This is a genomic window from Erwinia psychrophila (assembly GCF_039023475.1).
In the GTDB taxonomy this organism is placed as follows: Bacteria; Pseudomonadota; Gammaproteobacteria; order Enterobacterales; family Enterobacteriaceae; genus Erwinia.
In genome coordinates, this window is record NZ_JBCHVB010000003.1 from 171,652 (window position 1) to 186,860 (window position 15,209).

13 protein-coding genes and 1 tRNA gene are annotated in these 15,209 nt (G+C 54.6%); 7 read left to right on the top strand and 7 right to left on the bottom strand.

Features of this window, described 5'->3' with window-relative positions; genetic code table 11:
• Positions 1–517 precede the first annotated feature (517 nt).
• From ompC to AAH446_RS09685, 4 genes are all read left to right on the top strand, one after another.
• Positions 518–1,636 carry a porin OmpC gene (ompC, locus tag AAH446_RS09670; RefSeq protein ID WP_342906505.1) on the top strand — a complete coding sequence of 373 codons (1,119 nt, stop codon included), beginning with the start codon at positions 518–520 and terminating at the stop codon, positions 1,634–1,636.
• A 384-nt stretch (positions 1,637–2,020) separates the two neighbouring features.
• Positions 2,021–3,079 carry an FAD:protein FMN transferase ApbE gene (gene apbE, locus AAH446_RS09675; protein ID WP_342906506.1) on the top strand — a complete coding sequence of 353 codons (1,059 nt, stop codon included), beginning with the start codon at positions 2,021–2,023 and terminating at the stop codon, positions 3,077–3,079.
• 9 nt (positions 3,080–3,088) lie between these two features.
• The gene (gene alkB / locus AAH446_RS09680; RefSeq protein ID WP_342906507.1) at positions 3,089–3,733 is read left to right on the top strand and encodes a DNA oxidative demethylase AlkB; all 645 of its coding nucleotides are present in this window, start codon (positions 3,089–3,091) and stop codon (positions 3,731–3,733) included.
• Between the two features lie 88 nt (positions 3,734–3,821).
• The gene (locus AAH446_RS09685; protein WP_342906508.1) at positions 3,822–5,474 is read left to right on the top strand and encodes a multidrug ABC transporter permease/ATP-binding protein; all 1,653 of its coding nucleotides are present in this window, start codon (positions 3,822–3,824) and stop codon (positions 5,472–5,474) included.
• Positions 5,475–5,828: 354 nt separating this feature from the next.
• Here the strand turns inward: AAH446_RS09685 and AAH446_RS09690 are convergent, their stop codons facing one another.
• From AAH446_RS09690 to AAH446_RS09710, 5 genes are all read right to left on the bottom strand, one after another.
• A complete protein-coding gene (locus AAH446_RS09690; RefSeq protein ID WP_342906509.1) occupies positions 5,829–6,035 on the bottom strand; it encodes a hypothetical protein in 207 nt (68 codons plus the stop codon).
• Positions 6,036–6,283: 248 nt separating this feature from the next.
• Complete coding sequence (locus AAH446_RS09695; RefSeq protein ID WP_342906510.1) at positions 6,284–6,859, bottom strand: serine O-acetyltransferase; 576 nt, start codon at positions 6,857–6,859, stop codon at positions 6,284–6,286.
• Between the two features lie 504 nt (positions 6,860–7,363).
• A tRNA-Pro gene (locus AAH446_RS09700) sits at positions 7,364–7,440 on the bottom strand.
• 86 nt (positions 7,441–7,526) lie between these two features.
• Positions 7,527–9,278: an LPS biosynthesis-modulating metalloenzyme YejM gene (gene yejM / locus AAH446_RS09705; protein WP_342906511.1), complete on the bottom strand. Its 1,752-nt coding sequence runs from the start codon at positions 9,276–9,278 to the stop codon at positions 7,527–7,529.
• A 21-nt stretch (positions 9,279–9,299) separates the two neighbouring features.
• Positions 9,300–9,527, bottom strand: a complete 228-nt coding sequence (locus tag AAH446_RS09710; protein WP_342906512.1) for a YejL family protein — start codon at positions 9,525–9,527, stop codon at positions 9,300–9,302.
• Positions 9,528–9,685: 158 nt separating this feature from the next.
• On the opposite strand from AAH446_RS09710, the gene yejK reads away from it, so the two are divergent.
• Positions 9,686–10,690, top strand: coding sequence for a nucleoid-associated protein YejK (yejK, locus tag AAH446_RS09715; RefSeq protein ID WP_342906513.1), 1,005 nt, complete (start codon positions 9,686–9,688; stop codon positions 10,688–10,690).
• Between the two features lie 88 nt (positions 10,691–10,778).
• On the opposite strand, the gene rplY is transcribed toward yejK, so the two are convergent.
• Together rplY and AAH446_RS09725 are read right to left on the bottom strand one after the other, a co-directional pair.
• A complete protein-coding gene (gene rplY / locus AAH446_RS09720) occupies positions 10,779–11,063 on the bottom strand; it encodes a 50S ribosomal protein L25 (protein WP_246757906.1) in 285 nt (94 codons plus the stop codon).
• 139 nt (positions 11,064–11,202) lie between these two features.
• Positions 11,203–12,957, bottom strand: a complete 1,755-nt coding sequence (locus tag AAH446_RS09725) for a DEAD/DEAH box helicase (protein WP_342906514.1) — start codon at positions 12,955–12,957, stop codon at positions 11,203–11,205.
• 231 nt (positions 12,958–13,188) lie between these two features.
• Here AAH446_RS09725 and rsuA point away from each other — a divergent pair, with 231 nt between their 5' ends.
• Together rsuA and AAH446_RS09735 are read left to right on the top strand one after the other, a co-directional pair.
• A complete protein-coding gene (gene rsuA, locus AAH446_RS09730) occupies positions 13,189–13,902 on the top strand; it encodes a 16S rRNA pseudouridine(516) synthase RsuA (RefSeq protein ID WP_342906515.1) in 714 nt (237 codons plus the stop codon).
• Between the two features lie 34 nt (positions 13,903–13,936).
• Positions 13,937–15,136 (top strand): Bcr/CflA family multidrug efflux MFS transporter, encoded by a 1,200-nt coding sequence (locus AAH446_RS09735; protein ID WP_342906516.1) that lies wholly within the window; start codon positions 13,937–13,939, stop codon positions 15,134–15,136.
• Positions 15,137–15,209 lie beyond the last annotated feature (73 nt).

A 15,209-nucleotide genomic window follows, 5' to 3' on the forward strand; every position in this document is an offset into this window, starting at 1 on the left:
TAACAAATAGTGCCTTTTTTTTTAAAAATGCTTTTCGTCGACTGGAAATATATCATTTTCGCGCTAAGCGGGTGAGGGTAATGCGCCGCGTGGAGAAAAAAGACAAAAAAAAGCCGAACACAAGGTTCGGCGGGAAATAGGATAAAACAGATCATTCAGGATGAATGAAGGTAATAATGAAATAAAATGATGATAGCGGGATGATTATATTCTCTGATGGATGAAAATTTTTATCATTCAGTGCTCAGCGATCCTTATTTACCTAACTTTATGAAAAAAGGCACTTTTAGATAATTTTGACATTAAGTGCGATAATTTTTACCTTTACGTGCTGCTGAAAAGTTCCGCTTTGGTTACATTTGGTAAAGTTTATTTTTCATCCTGAAACATATTCGGAAATTTAGTATCATTTTCGTGATAGATTATTACCCGCTGCGCATTAGTATGGGGTGGCTGGCTGAATTTACGACGTTCAGAAAGCAGTGGCATATAAGAGATAATAATAGAGGGTAATAACATGAAACTTCGTATTCTATCCCTGATAGTTCCGGCGATGCTGATCGCAGGTTCTGCGGGCGCAGCGGAAATCTATAACAAAGACGGTAATAAACTGGATCTCTTCGGTAAGCTTGATGGTCTGCACTATTTTTCCGATAACGATGGCTCAGACGGCGACCAGTCCTACGTCCGTTTCGGCTTCAAGGGTGAAACCCAAATCAGCAGCGAACTGACCGGTTACGGCCAGTGGGAGTATCAGGCGGCGCTGAACAATTCTGAAGCAGAAGGCACCGCCGACAGCTTTACCCGCGTCGGCTTTGCCGGTATTAAATTCGGTGATGCAGGCTCATTTGATTACGGTCGTAACTACGGCGTGGCTTATGACATCGGTGCGTGGACCGACGTTCTGCCTGAGTTTGGTGGCGATACCTACGGCGCAGATAACTTCATGTTCCAGCGCGCTAACGGCGTGGCAACCTACCGTAACAACAACTTCTTTGGCCAGGTGCAGGGTCTGAACTTTGCCGTGCAGTATCAGGGCAAAAATGATAACCCTACCGAATCTTCAAGCGGCCGCGATGTGCTGGGTGAGAATGGCGACGGTTGGGGTCTGGCAACAACCTACGACCTGGGCTCCGGTTTTGGCATCGGTGCCGCTATGTTTGAATCCGATCGTACTACGCGTCAGAACGCCGGTACGCCGGGCTCTGCGGATATCCTGGGCCGCGGCGACAAAGCAACTGCCTACACTGGCGGTCTGAAATATGACGCCAATAACATCTACCTGGCGGCGATGTATACCCGTTCTTACAATGCAACCCGCTTCGGCGACAGCGATGCGGCGGTTTACGGCTATGCCAATAAGGCGGATAACTGGGAACTGGTTGCGCAGTATCAGTTTGACTTCGGCCTGCGTCCGTCACTGGCGTTTGTCAGCTCGCGCGGCAGCGATATCGAAGGCTATGGTTCTCAGAACCTGAAAAAATATATCGACGTAGGCGCGACTTACTACTTCAACAAAAATATGTCTACCTACGTTGACTACCAGATCAACCTGATGGACGACAACAACTTCACCAACGCTACCGGCATCAACACGGATGACGTGGTGGCATTGGGTCTGGTTTACCAGTTCTGATGACGATTGGGAGCGCAGCGCGGCTGCGCTCCTTTATTGTCTTATTGCCTTTCCTCTCCGGTCTCCCTTCCCGCCTTACCTCAATCTGACTTCCCTCTCTTTACCTTGAAGACTGTCGACGATGTGGACGATAGAGCTGTTTGGTATGAGTATGCTTGTAATGCTTGTAGCCGGAAAAGATAATTAACCCGATGCACACGACAAGAAGTAAGTAGTAGGTCATGCTCATTCTCCTGAAAATTTAGGGGGAGGCAGCCTCACAGCGAGGTGCGAATAGTGACATCCTGGTGAGAGTTGCGGGTAAGATCAAGCGCCCTTATGCGGCGAAAAAGGGCGAAAATGGGCATTTCCGGGCCAATATTTATTACAGGTAAAGTGCGATTAATGAAGAAGATTTTGCTGTACTGCGCTAATTTGGCAGCATTTATTACACTTACTGGCTGTGATAATCATAACCAGAGTTCACCGGATGCCGCGCTGGTGATGGAAGGACGCACAATGGGAACATTCTGGCGCGTCAGCCTCGCCGGCGTGGCCCCGGAGCGTAAAGAAACGCTGCAAAAAGCGATTCAGGCACGGCTTGACGCCGACGACCAGGAGCTGTCGACCTGGAAAACGGATTCGGTGCTTTCCCGCTTTAATCAGTACCACGGCACTAAGCCGCAGCCGGTCAGCGATAATATGGCCGACATTGTCACCATGTCACTGCGCATCGGCAGGAAGACCGGTGGGGCGATGGATATCACCGTGGGACCGCTGGTCAATCTGTGGGGCTTCGGGCCTGACAGGCAGCCGGTGAAAACGCCTGCGCAGGCGCAGATTGATGCAGCGAAAGCGCTGACCGGATACCGGCATCTTTGGGTGACCAATCGGGGGGAAGGCGCCTGGCTGCAAAAAGATCTGCCGGACCTTTATGTTGATCTCTCGACAATGGGAGAGGGTTTTGCCACCGATCATCTGGCGCGGCTGATGGAAGAAGAGGGCATTAACAGCTACCTGGTCTCCGTGGGCGGCGCCGTGCTGACGCGCGGGCACAACGCCGCGGGTCAGCCCTGGAAGGTAGCCATTCAGAAGCCTACTGATAAAGAGAATGCGGTGCAGGCGGTGGTCGATCTCCAGGGGCACGGCATCAGCACTTCCGGCAGCTATCGCAACTATTATGAACTTGAGGGCAAACGCATCTCTCACGTTATCGATCCCGCAACCGGGCGGCCGATCCAGCACCGGCTGGTCTCTGCCACGGTGATTGCCACCACGGCGCTGGAGGCGGACGGCTGGGATACGGGCCTGATGGTGCTGGGTGAAGAAAAAGCCAGGGCGCTGGCGCTGCGTGAAAAACTGGCCGTTTACCTTATTATGAAAAAAGATGACGGCTTTACAACCTGGATGTCCCCACAGTTTAAGGCCTTTATCCGGCAGGACCAGGACAGGAGAGTACCTTGAGGAGCCGCTATGCTGGATCTCTTTAGTGACGAAGCCCCGTGGTCAGAACCGCTGGCGGAAGGGGCGGTGATCCTGCGCCGTCGCGTGCGGGATGAGGGTGATGAATTGATGACGCTGGTGGAAGGTATTGCACTGCAAAACCCGTTTTATCACCGCATTACGCCCGGCGGCCACCGCATGTCCGTTGCGATGACCAACTGCGGCAATTTTGGCTGGTCCACTGACGCCAGAGGCTATCAGTACAGCGGAGAAGACAGCGCGACCGGCAGGCGCTGGCCGCCGATGCCCGAGCGCTTCCGTTCGCTGGCCACCACCTGTGCGCAGGAGGCGGGTTTCCCCGGCTTTAACCCGGATGCCTGCCTGATTAACCGCTATGAGCCAGGCGCGAAGCTTTCCCTCCATCAGGATAAAGATGAGGAAGACCTGAAGCAGCCGATCGTTTCAGTCTCGCTGGGCCTGCCGGCGGTGTTTCAGTTTGGCGGCTTTGAGCGTGGTGAAGCCACCCAGCGCGTGCTGCTGGAGCATGGCGATGTCGTGGTCTGGGGCGGGCCTTCGCGGCTGCGCTATCACGGCATCCTGCCGCTGAAGCCGGGAATTCATCCACGCACTGGCGCTTTTCGCTTCAATCTGACCTTCCGGCGCGCCTTCCGCTGACGGATTAGCGGTTAAATGGGAATTATTATTGATATCGCCCGCGGTCTCATTACACTGCTTGCTGCATTGATATAACCAGGGTGGTTTCATGGAGTTGCTCCGCGTCGTCTGTCGTCAGTACCGCTGGCCGTTTGTGATGGTCATTCTTCTCAGCCTGCTGAGTGCCGCGTTAGGCATTGGGCTGATTGCCTTCATCAATCAGAAGCTTATCGTTACCCTCAACGCCTCGCTGGGCGTGCTGCCGCAGTTTTTAGGTTTGCTGCTGCTGCTGATGGCGATCACGCTGGCCTCGCAGCTGGCGCTGACCCAGCTGGGGCATCATTTTGTCTACCGCCTGCGCGGTGAATTTATCAAGCGAATACTGGATACGCGGGTAGAACGCATTGAGCAGATTGGCAGCGCCCAGCTGCTGGCGGGTCTGACCAGCGACGTACGCAGCATTACTATCGCCTTTGTCCGCCTTCCCGAGTTGATTCAGGGCATCATCCTCACCTTCGGGTCGGCCGCCTATCTTGCCTGGCTCTCGCCTGAAATGCTGTTGATCACCGCCGCGTGGGTCGCGATAACTATTATCGGCGGCTGGCTGCTGGTTTCGAAGGTCTATCGCCATATGGCCGTCCTGCGTGAGACGGAAGACCGGCTCTATAGTGACTATCAGACCATTATTGAAGGACGGAAAGAGCTGGCGCTTAACCGCCAGCGCGCTCAGCAGATCTTTGAAACCGTCTATCAGGAAGATGCCCGTACCTATCGTCACCATATCGTGCGGGCGGACACTTTCCATCTCAGCGCGGTGAACTGGTCGAATATCATGATGCTGGGCGCGATTGGCCTGGTCTTTTTTATGGCTAACAGCCTGGGCTGGGCAGATACCGCCGTCGCGGCGACCTATTCGCTGACGCTGCTGTTCCTGCGTACGCCGCTGCTTTCCGCCGTGGGCGCGCTGCCAACGCTGCTGAGCGCTCAGGTCGCTTACAATAAGCTGAACACCTTTAAGCTTGCCGACTATCAACCGGACTTCAGCGCGCCCGCCAGCGTCAGAAGCTGGCAGACGCTGGAGCTGCGCGATCTTGTTTTCCATTACGGCGATCGCGGCTTTGAGGTCGGGCCGATCAATATGACCCTGAAGCGCGGCGAGCTGGTTTTCCTGATCGGCGGCAACGGCAGCGGGAAATCGACGCTGGCGATGCTGCTGACCGGGCTATACCAGCCGGTATCCGGACAAATTCTGCTTGATGGCAAGGCGGTCGATGCCGGCAATATGGAGCAGTATCGTGCGCTGTTCTCTGCCGTCTTCACCGATGTGCATCTCTTCGATCGCCTGATTGATAATCAGGGCGCACCTGCCGATCCGGCCGCGGTGCAGATGTGGCTGGAAAAGCTGAAAATGCAGGATAAAATCAAGCTCGAAGGCAACAAGGTGCTTAACCTTAAGCTCTCCAAAGGGCAGAGTAAGCGCCTGGCGCTGCTGCTGGCGACGGCGGAACAGCGCGATATTCTGCTGCTTGATGAGTGGGCGGCTGACCAGGATCCCCATTTCCGTCGCATCTTCTATCGTGAACTGCTGCCGTGGCTTCAGGGAATGGGAAAAACGGTGCTGGCCATCAGCCATGACGATCACTATTTTCTGCATGCCGATCGCCTGCTGGAGATGCGGGAGGGCAAGCTGAGCGAACTGACCGGCGAAGAACGCGAGCAGGCCACGCTGGACGCGGTGAAGCGTACGGACGTGCTCGCCTGAGGACGCAAAGCTACCCTGAGAGGGTCTGACAGGATGTCGGACCGCCCTGGCCGGTGGCAAAGGCCTGCACCAGACGCTGAGGACGAGGAGTAGCCATGTCGTCAAACAGCGCTTCGCTGTAGTGCGTGGCGTTATAGCTCGCACAATAGAGCCAAACGTCAGGATTATCGGGGAGGGCGCAAAGGTATATGTCGCTCAGGAAATGGCGATCCGGAACAGGAGGGAAGAGCGGTTCCGGCGATGCTGAAGTAAAGAGAAATAGGTTCTGTTATGACCACCTCAGCCCCGATCCGCTTTCCTGATGACAGGGGACTTAAGCAGATCGGGAAGGTGATAGCAAAGAGCCTGTCTTAGCTAATCATTTGAGGGAACAGCAAACCCTTTCAACGAGACGATGAAGTGATCGGTGCCACGGGAAATTTTTGCACCTCGATCGCACCAGTGGCTGGCCAGCCTGAAGAAATCGTCACTGCCAATATCATAAGCCAGTTCGACCTTAGTAATACCGGAATGCAGCATCTCATCTGCATCCCTGAAATTCCTTGCCTTAATCGTCGCCATAATTTAACCCTGGATATTTGGTCATGCGCCAAAAGTGTAGCGACAGAGTATGTTAGCTATATGACGCTTTTGTTACAGGGTTCGGGTTTGAGATTTTCGCCACGTTTAGTACAGCCAGTGAATAATCAAATTTCGTGCAGATCTGTCCTGGGCGTTTTGCTGCCTGATTAAACAGGAGTGTGATGGTGGTCAACAAATATAAATGGCAGGCGTATAGCAAAGAAGATGCGCAGTTTTGCTGGCGAACGTTACTCATCTTTTTCATTGAATACAATAGTGGTCCGCTTTTCAGTATACACCGTGCAGTTATCGGGAATATTTTTATTAATGAATGACATGGCGCCAATAGTTACGTTATTGCCAATGGTCAGGTCATTACCAATAATGCAGGAGCTGGCACCTACGGTAACATTGTCTCCTATCAAGATAGTCGTCAGGTCACCTTTTGATTTTTCGGGGTTACCCGGAATACCGATGGTGGTGTTCTGGCGTATTTTGAAATTCTCGCCAATCGTGGTGCTGCCATTAATGACGATGCCGTAATGGTGTGAGATGGTCATCCCTGCGCCAATACGTGCGCCTAACTGGATTTCCGTACCATATTTGAGGGTGATTTTTCTGTTAATACGTTTTGCTAATTTTCTGCGCCAGGGACGTCCGGTCTGATAAAGATAAGAGGCCAGTCGCCACCAGAAAAGATAGCGCCGCCCGGGGCACTTGATGGCTTTATGAATGACTTTGGACCAGGAGAAAGGCCGCCCGGACATCATCACCTCACGCCTGAGGCATTCCTTCAGATGCACGAGCAAGTCAGCGTTTTGCATTGTTATAACCCTTACAATTTCAACCAGTAACCTGACGAAATCTTAACAGATAGGGCATGGCGGAGAAACAGCAGATCCATCCCCTGTAAGGCCAGACATTATAGCTAATGCAGCTCTATGGGCAGGAATTGCCATGCGGGGCGCTGGTTTTATATTGCACGCGGGATGTTCCTGCTCAGTCATAAAGCCATCTTCCGGCCTTTGCCGTTTACAGTAAACATACAGGGAGATGTATGTTTACTCTTCATTTTGCTTTAAACCATCTGGTTAATAGCAGCGTGTTTCCACAGGGATATAACAAGATCGGTTAATAACAGATAAATTCAGCCTCACATCAGGTTAAACGGATCGGGCGAAGGAGACACTGTGCTTTGCTGACTTGTGGCTAATTCTGGAAGGGGGAGTTGAAAGGCTGGTATGTATAAATAAAAAAACAGCAGACTGAAGCAATCTGCTGTTTTATCGCCTTCTCTGAAATTCAGCAGACAAAACGTTGGGGAATTCTGGTCGGCACGAGAGGATTTGAACCTCCGACCCCTGACACCCCATGACAGTGCGCTACCAGGCTGCGCTACGTGCCGACATCTGGGAGCTTATACTACGCATTTTCACTTTCATTGCAAGCGCCTAAGGTGTTGACTGCTCTGAATTTATACAATTGCAGCCCTCAGTTAGCGATAAAGCGCTTCTCTTCGGTCAGCACTTCAAGCAGTAGCGCGAGCTGAGGCTTATGTTCTTTCAGCTCAAGCCCTTTACTGTCCCAGACCTGATAGCTGCCGCTGTTATTCAGCACCAGCGTAACTTTTGGCGTGGTGATCACCAGCTGGCGATCGTCCACGCTGGCAACCCAGTCATGGCGACGCCGGGCGGCAAACAGATCCTCACCCTGAGAATAATCGGCCGGTGCGGTACTGACATGGAGCAGACGCTGCATCAGGGTCGTCATGATATCCAGGTGGTTGGTCAGCTTACTGACTTGCTGGGCAGGTGTATTGGGCCAGTGAACCACCAGCGGTACCTGAAAATTGGCGCGATTGCCCAGGCTGTCGTTGTTATCCAGCGCGATGCCGTGACGGGCCGTCACGATCACAACCGTGTTATCGAGCAGGCCCCGCGCTTTCAGGGTCGTGAGGATATGCGCAATTTGCCGATCGATATCCTTCGCGCCGCGCGCGTAGCGTTGCGCAATGGCGTCAGGCTTGTCCGCCGCGTTATTCATTGCCGACAGCGAAAGCCAGGAGAACCACGGTGCCTGATTACTTTTCTGTCCTTCCAGCCAGCGCTGCCACTGCGCCGTAGTCTGACTGTTGGGCTGATTGTGCGAAGCCGGCAGGGAAAAATCGGCCAGCAGCGCCTGGCGGTAGAGCGGGGAGCTGAAGCCATCGGAGGCGAACAGCCCGAACTGATAGCCCTGCTTGCCTAATGCGCCGATCAGTGCGGAAGGAATGCGTGAGGAGAGCACGCCATCCATATAGCCCGGCGAGATACCGTAAAACAGGCCGAACAGGCCATCTTCACTGCTGCTTCCCGCGCTGAAATGTTGGGTAAAGTTGACGTTTTCACGCGCAAATTGTTGCAGCGTCGGCAATGACTGCGCCATGGAAGCGGCATTCAGACCGTCGACCGTAACGATCAGCAGATTGTTGCGCGTCCCCGCGTCACGGAAGGTAATGTCATTCAGCGGATAGGCCACCGAGACAGCTTCTGGATTACCCAGTTCTGTCAGCTTGCGCTGATAAGCTTGCGCGTCAAGCAGGCCATACTTCTCCAGAAAGCGCCGCGCCGTCATCGGATAGGAGAGGGGCAGGTTAGCGCGCTGCATGGTCACAGGCCGGTAGAAGTTCGCATCTGCCCAGATATACATCATATGGCTGGTCAGGAAAGCAAAAATAAAGAAGATGGCCAGCGGTTTACCGAAGCTGCGCCGGTTAAGGCTGCGCAGTTTCTGCCAGCTCCAGGTGGCAACCAGCATCTCCACCAGAAATATCGCCGGCACGCTGATGAACATTAGCTGCCAGTCGCGGGCCATCTCACTCTGCTCGGGGTTGACCACCAGCTCCCAGACCACCGGATTAAGATGCAGGTGGAAGCGGTTAAACACGGCGCTGTCAACAAGGAGCAGCGTCAGTCCCGCCGTGGCGACAATCGCCGAGAGGAAGCGCAGCAGCCTCTGGGACATCACCACAAAGGTGAGCGGGAAGATGATCAGCAGATAGGCGGCAAAAACGAGGAAGCTGAAATGGCCGATCCAACTGGTAAAGGCGTAGATACGCCCGGCCAGCGACGCCGGCCAGTCGGAAACAAACAGGTAACGACTACCCAGAATAAAGGCGAAGATGATATTAAAGAGGGCGAACCAGTGCCCCCAGCCAATCATCTGGGAGACTTTTTCACGGTAGCGTTGTCGGTTTGTTACCATAACAGAGTCAGCATCATCACATTAATGCGCTTGATCGTCGCGCACTGACGCCTGAAGCGCCTCGGCGAAAGAGCGCGCCAGCGACTGGCGCTGTGCGGATGCCACGCTGGTATTAATCAAATTGGTCACCATATTGCCCAACACCATCAGGGAAAGATCGGTGGGGGCCTTGTCTTTTTCAAGCACGTTGACCATTTCGGCGAGGAGTTTTTCCACGCGGTCGTCACTGTAGCGGGATGATTGCGGCATAAGAGTCGAATTTATTCACTATTAAAAGGCGATAGCTTACCGTAAAAGTGCGGTTTTTTCTGCACTTTTATCGCAAGCCGGACGTTAATGTGACTGCCTGTTGATCGCAGCGGCGCTCGGTGATTGAATACGCGCCTACGTTAAAAGGAGAGTCTACCATGAGTCTGGATATTGACCAGATTGCCCTGCATCAGATGATCAAGCGTGACGAACAGACGCTGGAGCTGGTGCTGCGTGAATCGCTGCTGCCCGCCAACGCCCCGGTAACGGCGATGATGGAAGAGCTTCACCGCGTCTACAGCGCTAAAAACAAGGCATATGGCCTGTTTAACGAAGGAAGCGAACTGGCGGAGGCGCTGCGCAACTGCCGTAAAGGCGAAGATGATTTTCTGGCCTTCAGCCGTGCCGCCACGGGTCGCCTGCGCGACGAGCTGGCAAAATATTCCTTTGCCGAAGGGGGCGTCGTGCTGTTCGGCCACTACCGCTACCTGGCGGTAGACTATCTGCTGATTGCGGTGCTGAACAGCCAGAACAGCATGCGCGTTAATGAAGAGCTGGATATCAGCAGCACCCATTATCTGGATATCAACCATGCGGATATTGTCGCCCGAATCGATCTGACCGAATGGGAAACTAATCCGGAATCCACGCGCTATCTGACCTTCCTGCGGGGCCGGATAGGGCGGAAGGTCGCTGACTTCTTTATGGATTTTCTGGGCGCGAGCGTCGGGCTGGATACCAAGGCGCAAAACCGCGGACTGCTTCAGGCGGTTGATGACTATTGTCAGGAAGCGAGCCTGGATAAAAATGAGCGTCAGGACTATCGCAAGCAGGTTTACAGCTACTGCAACGAGCAGCTTCAGGCAGGCGAAGAGATTGAGCTGAAAGGTTTATCTGAGGAACTGGCGCCGCTGGGCGAAAAAACCTTCGAAGCTTTTACGCAGGAGCAGGGCTATGAGCTGGAAGAGCGCTTTCCGGCCGATCGCAGTACGCTGCGGCAGCTGACCAAATTTGCCGGCAGCGGCGGCGGGCTTACCCTTAATTTTGATGCGATGCTGCTGGGCGAGCGCATTTTCTGGGATGCGGCGACCGACACGCTGACGATTAAAGGCACGCCGCCAAATCTGCGCGATCAGCTTCAGCGCCACAGCGGCGGTAAATAAAACGTGAATGTGGGCAGCCTGCTCACATTTCGCCGGATAAAAAAAACGCCGCATAAGCGGCGTTTTTTACATCATTTCGTCAGAGCGATTAAGCGCGAACGAAGTCGATGTGGTGCAGCTTTGGCTTGAACGGGTGACGCTGAACAGCCTGTACTTTTACTTTGATTTCTTTGCCATCAACAACCAGGGTCAGAACATCGGTGTAGAACCCAGGCTTAGCCTGTGTGTTCATCACGGAGTCGTGATCCAGTTCGATAGCTACAGCTGCTTCGTTACCGCCATAAATGATGGCCGGGAATTTGTTAGCTGTACGCAGGCGGCGGCTCGCACCCTTGCCCTGCTCTTTACGTTCTTCTGCATTGATAGTGAACATTGTTCAGTCTCTTTTATCTGATTATCCTGCTACAGGCGACCCAGCAGCAGGTTGAGGTGTTCTGCTTTTACGACAGTAAAAGCGGGGCGCATTATAGCCCAGGTTTCCTTTCGCGGGCAACGTATTAAACCGGCGGCGCTTAACGAAGCGTATTTGCGCGACGAAAACGGCCCTGGTAATCGAACACTTTTTCGCGAATCTGCCAGAAATGGCGCTGTTTTCTCGCCACCACAAAGTCAGGATGGCGCAGCAGCGGCTGGAGCGCCACAATATCAGCGGCGTTCTGCCAGCCGAGCGGCACGCCAGGCGCGCGCTGATGCGGGCGCAGGAAAATCTGCTCAAAGGCGGTGCGCTGCGCGGGCGTGGAAAGCCGGAAGCGCTCGCTGACCTCCGTTGCTTCCTCGTCATAATAGCGAATCTTCAGCCACTCGCCTTTTTCGTCCCGGCCATTTTCCAGCACCATCGCCGCACAGCGCAGCACCAGCGCATCTTTTAATTTCAGCGCCGCTTTCAGCATGTCGTCAGGATCGACCAGCACCGCATCGCACTGGTGGCAGCGGCGCGCGGCAATGTCGTTCTCCGCATTGCAGTGCGGGCAGCTTTTAAAACGGAAGCGAAAATCGCACTGCTCACGCTCGCCCTCATCATCTTCCAGCACGCCCTGACAGCGGCGGCCAAAGTGCTCAATCAGGGTGCCGTCGGCGGTCGTTTTTCCCCAGAAGGTGTTGGCAAAACCGCAGGCAGGGCAGAATACCTGCACCGGTTTATTATCGCTTTTCCCCTTAGGAGAACCGACCTCAGGGGTGAAAATATCGTGAGGGTTCCCGGCATAATCCAGGATCAGGCAGTCGGTTTTACCCGGAGAGAGCCGCAGGCCGCGGCCCACAATTTGCTGATAAAGGCTGACCGATTCGGTTGGCCTCAGAATCGCAATCAGATCCACATGCGGCGCATCGAAGCCGGTGGTCAGCACCGCCACGTTAACCATATAGCGCAGCTGGCGCGCTTTAAACGCGTTAATCAGCGCGTCGCGCTCGGCGGCGGGCGTTCCTGCGCTGATCAGCGCCTTGCTGTCGGGTAGCAGCCCCAGTACCTCTTTGGCATGTTCAACGGTGGAGGCAAAGATCATAACGCCCTGGCGATCCTGAGCGAACTCCACAATCTGCTGAATGATGTGCGGCGTAATACGCTGCTGCTGCTTCAGCTCCCGGTTGAGATCCGCTTCGCTGAACAGGCCATTCTCACCCGCGACCAGCCGGCTGAAATCATACTGGACTACCGGCATATCCAGTCTTTCCGGCGGCACCAGAAAGCCATGTTTGATCATATAGCGCAGCGGCAGTTCATAAATGCAGTCGCGAAAGAGCGCGCGCTCATCCCCTCTCACCATGCCGTGATAATGGAACTGATAAATCCAGCCTTTGCCCAGACGGTAAGGCGTGGCGGTCAGCCCAAGCAGGCGCAGGCGGGGGTTACTTTTGCGCAGGTGAGTGAGGATCTGCTGATACTGGCTGTCGTCGGCGTCGCTGATGCGGTGGCATTCATCGACAATCAGCAGGGTGAATTCGCCGTCAAATTGCGCAAGATTACGGGCAACCGACTGCACGCTGCCGAAAACAACCTTACTGCGGCTCTCTTTACGCTGAAGGCCGGCGGCAAAAATATCCGCTTCCAGACCGTAAGCCTGATACTTGCTGTGGTTCTGCGCAACCAGCTCCTTAACGTGGGCCAGCACCAGTACGCGCCCGCGCGCCAGCCTTGCCAGTTCGGCAATCACCAGGCTTTTGCCCGCGCCGGTCGGCAGCACAATCACGGCAGGCTGATGGGAGCGACGGAAGTAGCTGAGCGTGGCATCAACCGCTTCCTGCTGGTAGGGGCGCAGAGTAAATGACATGAATTCTCAGAAAATCGACAAGCAAAGCCGCATTATGCCATGAAAGCGGCGTTTACGCGTAGCCGCTACTGGGCCTCGACGCTGACTCTCTATATACTAAGGGCTGCGTTTCACCCGGAGGCAAAAGCGTCCGGGCAGGGAACACAGCCTGATTCCATTCGTGATTCTCTTCAAACGTTCCGCAGCCGGAACGTCGGTTTTATTTTCTACTAAACGGGCAGTACAGATTTAATGCGACTTGATAAATTTTTGTCTCAGCAGCTGGAAGTCAGCCGGGCTATCGCGGCACGCGAACTGCGCGCACGCAAAGTCACCGTTGACGGGGAAGTCGTCCGCGAGGGCGCTTTTAAACTCACGCCTGAAAACCAGGTAGAGTACGACGGCAACCCGTTGCAGCAGCAGTTCGGGCCGCGCTATTTTATGTTGAACAAGCCACAAGGCTATGTCTGTTCAACGGATGACCCCGATCATCCAACGGTGCTCTATTTTCTGCAAGAGCCTACGGCTTATAAACTGCATGCCGCCGGGCGTCTGGATATCGACACCACAGGTCTGGTGCTGATGACGGATGACGGCCAGTGGTCGCACCGCATCACCTCTCCGCGCCACCATTGTGAAAAAACCTATCTGGTCACCCTGGAGTCGCCGGTGGCGGATGACACCGCAGCGCAGTTCACGGCGGGGGTGCAGCTTAATAATGAAAAAGATCTGACCAGGCCGGCCACGCTTGAGGTGGTCAGCGAGCGTCAGGTGCGCCTGACCATCAGCGAAGGACGTTACCATCAGGTGAAGCGGATGTTTGCGGCCGTGGGAAACCACGTAGTGGAACTGCACCGCGAGCGGATTGGCGCTATCGTACTGGATGACGATCTGGAGCCTGGCGAATACCGTCCCCTGACGGAAGAAGAGATCGCCAGCGTGGGCGTACCGCAGCAGAAAAAGTAAAACAAACAATTCGGGACAGTGAGGAGTAATAAGGGTGCGTAAGGAAAAGAACTCATCGGCAGGACTGGTGGTGATTCTCGGTCTGCTGGCGATGCTGATGCCATTATCCATCGATATGTATTTGCCTGCGCTACCGCAAATTGCCCGCGAATTTGACGTTCCGGCGGGCAGCGTGCAGATGACGCTGAACCTTTATATACTCGGATTTGCTCTCGGACAGCTGATTTACGGTCCGCTGGCGGACAGTTTTGGCCGCAAGCCGGTGATCGCCATCGGCACGCTGATCTTCGCCGTGGCCGCCGCCGCCTGCGCGCTGTCGCAGACGATTGAACAGCTGATTTTTATGCGTCTGCTGCATGGCCTCTCCGCCGCTGCGGGCAGCGTGGTCATCAGCGCGCTGATGCGCGACAGCTACTCGAAGGAGGAGTTTTCGCGCATGATGTCCTTCGTGATGCTGGTCACCACGATCGCGCCGCTGCTGGCACCCATTATTGGCGGCTGGATGCTGATTCTGTGGAGCTGGCATGCCATCTTCTGGGCTATCTCGCTGGCCGCCGTGGTAACGACGGTGCTGGTGGTGACGCAAATCAAAGAAACGCTGCCCGTGGAGAAGCGTCAGAAATTCAACCTGCGCACCACGCTGAGAAACTTTCTGTCGCTGTTTCGCCACAAGCGCGTGTTCAGCTATATGCTGGCAAGCGGCTTCTCCTTTGCCGGGATGTTCTCTTTCCTTAACGCCGGCCCCTTTGTCTATATCGAACTGAACCACATCAGTCCGCAGGATTTCGGCTATTACTTCGCCCTGAATGTGGTCTTTCTCTTCCTGATTACGCTGCTTAACAGCCGCTGCGTACGCCGGTTCGGGCCGGTGGCGATGTTCAGGCTGGGGCTGCTGATCCAGTTCGCGATGGGCATCTGGCTGGTGATCGTCAGCGCGCTGAACCTGGGCTTTCTGCCGATGGTATTTGGCGTGGCGATGTTTATCGGCTGCGTGGCGATGGTTTCATCCAACGCGATGGCGGTTATCCTTGATGAATTCCCGCATATGGCCGGCACGGCCTCATCGCTGGCCGGGACGCTGCGCTTTGGCGTGGGGGCGCTGATTGGTGCGCTGCTCTCCGTGATGCCTTTCAACAGCGCCTGGCCGATGGTGGGCTCAATCTTTATCTGCGCCACGGTATCCATTTTGCTGTTTATCTACGCCACCCGCCCGCGAAAAGGCGCAACGGTCTGACATTGTGCTCTTTCAGCCCGTCAGGCGAGTGACATAGCCTCCTGCCGACGGGCTGCGGACGCGTTTATGTTAG

Coding starts and splice junctions, on each gene's coding strand:
- ompC (WP_342906505.1), top strand. CDS start 518: ATGAAACTTCGTATTCTATCCCTGATAGTTCCGGCGATGCTGATCGCA.
- alkB (WP_342906507.1), top strand. CDS start 3,089: ATGCTGGATCTCTTTAGTGACGAAGCCCCGTGGTCAGAACCGCTGGCG.
- yejK (WP_342906513.1), top strand. CDS start 9,686: ATGAGTCTGGATATTGACCAGATTGCCCTGCATCAGATGATCAAGCGT.
- AAH446_RS09695 (WP_342906510.1), bottom strand. CDS start 6,859: ATGCAAAACGCTGACTTGCTCGTGCATCTGAAGGAATGCCTCAGGCGT.
- apbE (WP_342906506.1), top strand. CDS start 2,021: ATGAAGAAGATTTTGCTGTACTGCGCTAATTTGGCAGCATTTATTACA.
- AAH446_RS09725 (WP_342906514.1), bottom strand. CDS start 12,957: ATGTCATTTACTCTGCGCCCCTACCAGCAGGAAGCGGTTGATGCCACG.
- AAH446_RS09710 (WP_342906512.1), bottom strand. CDS start 9,527: ATGCCGCAATCATCCCGCTACAGTGACGACCGCGTGGAAAAACTCCTC.
- yejM (WP_342906511.1), bottom strand. CDS start 9,278: ATGGTAACAAACCGACAACGCTACCGTGAAAAAGTCTCCCAGATGATT.
- AAH446_RS09685 (WP_342906508.1), top strand. CDS start 3,822: ATGGAGTTGCTCCGCGTCGTCTGTCGTCAGTACCGCTGGCCGTTTGTG.
- rsuA (WP_342906515.1), top strand. CDS start 13,189: ATGCGACTTGATAAATTTTTGTCTCAGCAGCTGGAAGTCAGCCGGGCT.
- AAH446_RS09690 (WP_342906509.1), bottom strand. CDS start 6,035: ATGGCGACGATTAAGGCAAGGAATTTCAGGGATGCAGATGAGATGCTG.
- rplY (WP_246757906.1), bottom strand. CDS start 11,063: ATGTTCACTATCAATGCAGAAGAACGTAAAGAGCAGGGCAAGGGTGCG.